At 49.7% G+C, this 4,587-nt stretch carries 5 protein-coding genes and 2 pseudogenes; 1 reads left to right on the top strand and 6 read right to left on the bottom strand.

The annotated features are described in order from the left end of the window. Positions 1 to 67: 67 nt before the first annotated feature. From FTU36_RS16370 to traJ, 6 genes and pseudogenes are all read right to left on the bottom strand, one after another. The gene (locus FTU36_RS16370; protein WP_180007116.1) at positions 68 to 220 is read right to left on the bottom strand and encodes a hypothetical protein; all 153 of its coding nucleotides are present in this window, start codon (positions 218 to 220) and stop codon (positions 68 to 70) included. A 27-nt stretch (positions 221 to 247) separates the two neighbouring features. Further along, positions 248 to 1,105 carry an SDR family NAD(P)-dependent oxidoreductase gene (locus FTU36_RS16365; RefSeq protein WP_120366351.1) on the bottom strand — a complete coding sequence of 286 codons (858 nt, stop codon included), beginning with the start codon at positions 1,103 to 1,105 and terminating at the stop codon, positions 248 to 250. Positions 1,106 to 1,264: 159 nt separating this feature from the next. Then, complete coding sequence (locus FTU36_RS16930; protein ID WP_233735431.1) at positions 1,265 to 1,450, bottom strand: GyrI-like domain-containing protein; 186 nt, start codon at positions 1,448 to 1,450, stop codon at positions 1,265 to 1,267. Then, positions 1,442 to 2,344 (bottom strand): annotated as a pseudogene (locus FTU36_RS16360) (TCR/Tet family MFS transporter); the annotation flags it as partial. The pseudogene FTU36_RS16360 and the gene FTU36_RS16930, both read right to left, overlap by 9 nt. Before the next feature lie 26 nt (positions 2,345 to 2,370). Beyond that, a pseudogene (gene traI, locus FTU36_RS16355) lies at positions 2,371 to 3,246 on the bottom strand (TraI/MobA(P) family conjugative relaxase); the annotation flags it as partial. Next, the gene (gene traJ / locus FTU36_RS16350; RefSeq protein ID WP_033472343.1) at positions 3,243 to 3,617 is read right to left on the bottom strand and encodes a conjugal transfer transcriptional regulator TraJ; all 375 of its coding nucleotides are present in this window, start codon (positions 3,615 to 3,617) and stop codon (positions 3,243 to 3,245) included. The gene traJ and the pseudogene traI, both read right to left, overlap by 4 nt. A 329-nt stretch (positions 3,618 to 3,946) precedes the next feature. Between traJ and FTU36_RS16345 the strand changes: the two genes are divergently transcribed. Next, positions 3,947 to 4,339 carry a TraK family protein gene (locus tag FTU36_RS16345; RefSeq protein WP_052928019.1) on the top strand — a complete coding sequence of 131 codons (393 nt, stop codon included), beginning with the start codon at positions 3,947 to 3,949 and terminating at the stop codon, positions 4,337 to 4,339. Positions 4,340 to 4,587: the final 248 nt, after the last annotated feature.

Genomic DNA, 4,587 nt, shown 5'->3' with positions numbered 1-4,587 from the left:
GTAAATTTTCAGCGTTGCTGGCTCCCCGTCAGCCGGATTGGGTTGCATCGCAGGGGTGTCGAAAGAGTCAACTGCGGTCCAAAGCTGTTGGACTTGGGTGAAAAGGGCGTTTATTCTTCCTATACGTAAATTGTATTTGTTTTAGAAAAAGTTTTTGATCATTTGCTTCTTGCTGTGTAAAAGGTTTGTATGCTTGAATTTCTTCAATGATTTCTTTCATTTTTTATTGTCACTTTCCTGTCGTCATCTACTTATCAGCTAAATACCCTTCAGGCATTGGAATCAATTTTTCTGATTCCCGACTGAGGCTCTCCTCTGCTTTCCACCCGGCGATTTTATTTTCCGTTGCTTCGATCACCCCATCAAAAAGAGAATCACTTAATATTAGACGTAGTGGTGGTTCAGGCAATGCCGCAAGTTTTAAGATTGTCTTTGCTGCTAATATAGGGTCACTATCTGTCGCCTGACCCTCCTGTTCTTTTGCGAAGGCATCCATTTGTTGATGCAGTTCTTGATAATCCGGCAAGCGTTTACTATTATGCAGTTTCTTGTAAAGATCTGTCCAATAACCTCCTGGTTCAACAATAGTCACATGAACACCAAAAGGAGCCAGTTCCTGTGCTAAAGCTTCCGTCAATCCTTCTACCGCAAATTTACTAGCACTGTATAGACCTGAAGTCATCCAAGACATGATGCCCCCGATACTACTCATTTGGATAAAACGACCTGATTTGTCTCGCAAAAAAGGAGAAACCGCTTGAGCCGTCCAAAGAGAACCGAAAAAGTTTACATTCATTATCTGACGCGCCTCTTCTTCTGTTGTCTCCTCAATCATTCCTCCAAGCATCATTCCCGCATTACTCAAAGCAATATCGATGCCATTAAATTTTTCTGCTCCCTTAGCAGCAGCGGCTACTACCATGTCTCGTTCTTCAATATCGCCTAAACAGATCAGCAAAGAAGATCCATATTCTGTTTTTAACCTGCTGAGTTTTCCTTCTGTTCTAGAAAAAGAAATGACTTGGTCGCCATTTTCTAATACTAATTTTACTGTCTCAAAACCAATTCCTTTACTTCCACCAGTAATAAACCACGTTCTAGTCATCTGTCCACGCTCCTTTTTTCCTAATTACTCTCAATATGATTATAACAAATTAAAAGGCCAACAACAACTATAGTATCTAATATGCTGATTGTCAGTTATAAAATACTAAGAGTCATTTTATTCAAAAAAAGTTGTGGCAAAAAACTTGCCACAACTTTTTTATTTTGCACGAATCGGGAGCCATATTTGGAACTGTGCATTCTGAGGATTAGCATCTAAATATAATTCGATATCTGGCAATTCAGCATATTCAAAACCTGAAGTTGGTAACCATTCAGTAAAAATCTGCTGTTGCAATTCTTGAATTGCTCCTGGTATAGGACCCGTTCCTGAGAATACCGCCATCCAGCTTTGCGTGATAAAAGCCAGCAATAAAAACCCGCACATATCAGCGCCCATTCCAAGCAGCAACACACCGCGGTCACCCAGTCGCTTTGAAAGAGTGCCGGTTAAAACAGCTTGTACGAATGTATGTGCTGCACCAAAAACGGCCAGCGACACACCTGCTGTGCCAATATCCCAATTCAAGCGCTGTTCGCCATAAATCACCCACAAAGCGGCGGGCGCCTGCCCAATCAGCTGCATAAGAAAAAACAACGCAAAAAAGCTGGCAAGTCCCTGAACTGCAAAATTGAAGCGAAAGCCTTCAAACAAATTGATTTTGGCTGGCTGTCCTTCAGGCGGTTGTGACGGCGTTTTGGGCAACAAGAAAGCCACCAAACAAAAGGCAATTGCATTGAGAAGAGCCCCTGCCACAAAGGGCGCATGCACAGATATATCACTAAGAACACCGCCAATAGCAGGCCCTGCAATCATACCTGCACCAAAACACGCCCCCATAAAACCAAACCAACGCGCACGTTCTTCCTGTTTAGTTGTATCAGCGATAATTGATGCCGCGATTGCACCAGTTGCTCCGGTAACACCTGAGATAATCCGGCCGATATAAAGCACCCATAAAACAGGCGCTGCCGCCATTATGCTATAATCAATCGTGGCACCTAAAAATGAAACCAGCAAAATAATCCGCCGTCCATAGCGGTCAGATAACCGCCCTAAAACGGGCGCGCAAAAGACCTGCATAAACGCATAAAGCGATAAAAAAACACCATAGTGAAATGCTGTTTGCTCTGCCGGTACAAATTCATTTAATAAAGCCGGAACCACCGGCATGATTAATCCCAAACCAATCGCATCAAGCGCGACAACAATGAGTGCGGTTATAAGTGATTTTGACATAGATGTGACTTTTATTTATCATTGATAAGTTGGCGATAAAAAACTTTGTACCTGGCATAAAGCTCGGTGGTGTCAGCGCGTGACCGTACCGGCTTCTTTTGATACTGCCGCCTGGGCGGCTTCTCCTGCTGATCCGGTGACGCCTCAAAGGCTCCCAGCCGCTTTTCCAGGGCAGGCTTGGACAGATCGCGGGACAGGGTGCTGGGCTTGACCATCGTGCCGTCATCGGCCCGGATCACCAACCCGTTACCCCTTGGCGTAATCTCCAGGCCGTTATCACGCATGACCTGGTGCAGCTCCGTCCAGGACTGCGCGGCTTTAATGTCGTCCAGGCATTCGCGCTTGATCCAGCCCACCAGACTTTCCACGCCGGCATGGCGCTCCATGTCGGCGGCCCTCGATGCCGCCCCGCGCTGCTGCGGCCGGTGATTGTCTGCCTCCAGGCCATAGTCCCGTTCCAGCGTCTCGCACAAGTCGGCCAGCGCCAGGTGCGGATAGTACGGTTCGTGCATCGTGTGCCTGGTCGGGTGAATCTTGTTGATGGCAATGTGGATGTGCAGGTTGTCGGTGTCGTTATGCACGGCGCTGATACGCTGATGCTCACCAAACCCTAGCCCTTGGCAAATCCGTTCCTCTATCGCCTTCAAGGTGTCGGCATCGGGATTCTCGCCGGCGCGAAAACTGACAATCAGGTGATAGGTCTTATCGCCCTTGGCCCTGGTGTTCATGTGCTGGGTGGCCAGCACTTCGGTGATGGCATCGCGCACTGAATGCGCCTCGCAATTCGTGACCTGAACATGGCCCAGCCGGTGGTCTTTGCTCTGTGCGTCGGTGATGTATTTAGCCAGGTCGGCAAAGTCTGATTTGCCCAGGGAACGCATGGCAACATGCTTGGCAATCATGATGCTGCCCTGGGTCGCACAATAGATTCCATCAATCGGCTCATTTCGTCCTGGTTGGCCTCAATCCGGGCCAGCAGGCCCAAGACAGTTTCAGCGCTGAACCGGGCCGTTCGGGCATCGTCGGTCAGCCACAATTTCAGCAGACCACCGAGGCGGCCCAGGTCGCCATTGACCCGCACCAGCTCGCGCACGTTCTCGTAATCGGTCACGCCCTGGACGGCGTAACCCTGCCCCACGGCCAGCAAAAAAGCAGACGTACTCAAGCCAGCCGCTTGTGCGTTGGCCTCAATGGCGGCCCGCTCTTCCGGCAGGCAATACACCTTGATCGGCGTGCTGCTTTTTCTCGTTACCTTCTGCTCTGTCGCCTCCATCTTTGGCGTCCTCCTGGTTCTCTTATTCCGGCGTCCGCCGATGGCCCCGCAGGGCAGGATTCCCGTTGAGCGCCGCAGGTGCGAATAAGGGGAAGTGAAGAGGAACACCATGCTTGCATGGTGGGCCTACTTCACACATCCTGCCCGCTTCACCACCACTTTAACATCACTACCATTTACCGGCTATAACCCGTTTTATCGACAAACACAAGCCGATTCCACGCATAAGGCGTGCAATCTGGCTTTAGTCGCCTTACAATCGCTTTAATAGCGATAGAATCGGCATTAAATCGCGGATAAATCGACATATAAAAGGCGGTAGAATCGGCATGACTAAACGGCTTACAGAGCGCATTGCAGCGCAAATGCAGACCCAAAAGCCCACCCGTTCAGGACAGAATCGGGCGGCTTTCCTGGCCCAGCGCGACGACATAAAAGAGGCTTTGACCGATGGCTGGCCGGTAAAAGCCATCTGGAAAACGCTGCACGATGAAGGGAAAATCAGCTTCGGATATGATGCTTTTATCAGCTATGTGAACAGTCTGATTCGGTCGCCAGGCGAGCCTGAAAAGGCCACCGCAAGACCGCCGGCATCCTCCCAACCGGCCCCCAAGAAAGCCACCCCAGCGACACCCAAACCAGTACCATCAGCCAGCCATAAGCCGGGGGAGATTCCCAGCTTCAACTTCAACCCCAGCCCGAACAAAGCGGACTTGATTTGACGCCCCAAGGGGCGGATTGGACGCCAAGAGGGAAGGCATAGCCCGCCCCTCAAGTGTCAATGAACCCCTGGAAATCGACCCCGAAAACAGCCCCCTTCATAGAGGCGGCCTATTAACATTTGAGTGGGAGTGACGGGCACTGGCTGGCAATGTCTAGCAACGGCAGGCATTTCGGCTGAGGGTAAAAGAACTTTCCGCTAAGCGATAGACTGTATGTAAACACAGTATTGCAAGGACGCGGAACATGC

The organism is Acinetobacter sp. YH12096, from assembly GCF_013419215.1.
Taxonomy (GTDB): Bacteria; Pseudomonadota; Gammaproteobacteria; order Pseudomonadales; family Moraxellaceae; genus Acinetobacter; species Acinetobacter amyesii.
This window is presented reverse-complemented; position numbering and strand designations above follow the sequence as displayed.

Bases quoted from the DNA above. Each gene is read 5' to 3' on its own strand.
- FTU36_RS16370 (WP_180007116.1), bottom strand. From the start codon at position 220: ATGAAAGAAATCATTGAAGAAATTCAAGCATACAAACCTTTTACACAG.
- FTU36_RS16365 (WP_120366351.1), bottom strand. From the start codon at position 1,105: ATGACTAGAACGTGGTTTATTACTGGTGGAAGTAAAGGAATTGGTTTT.
- FTU36_RS16930 (WP_233735431.1), bottom strand. From the start codon at position 1,450: ATGGCGGTATTCTCAGGAACGGGTCCTATACCAGGAGCAATTCAAGAA.
- traJ (WP_033472343.1), bottom strand. From the start codon at position 3,617: ATGGAGGCGACAGAGCAGAAGGTAACGAGAAAAAGCAGCACGCCGATC.
- FTU36_RS16345 (WP_052928019.1), top strand. From the start codon at position 3,947: ATGACTAAACGGCTTACAGAGCGCATTGCAGCGCAAATGCAGACCCAA.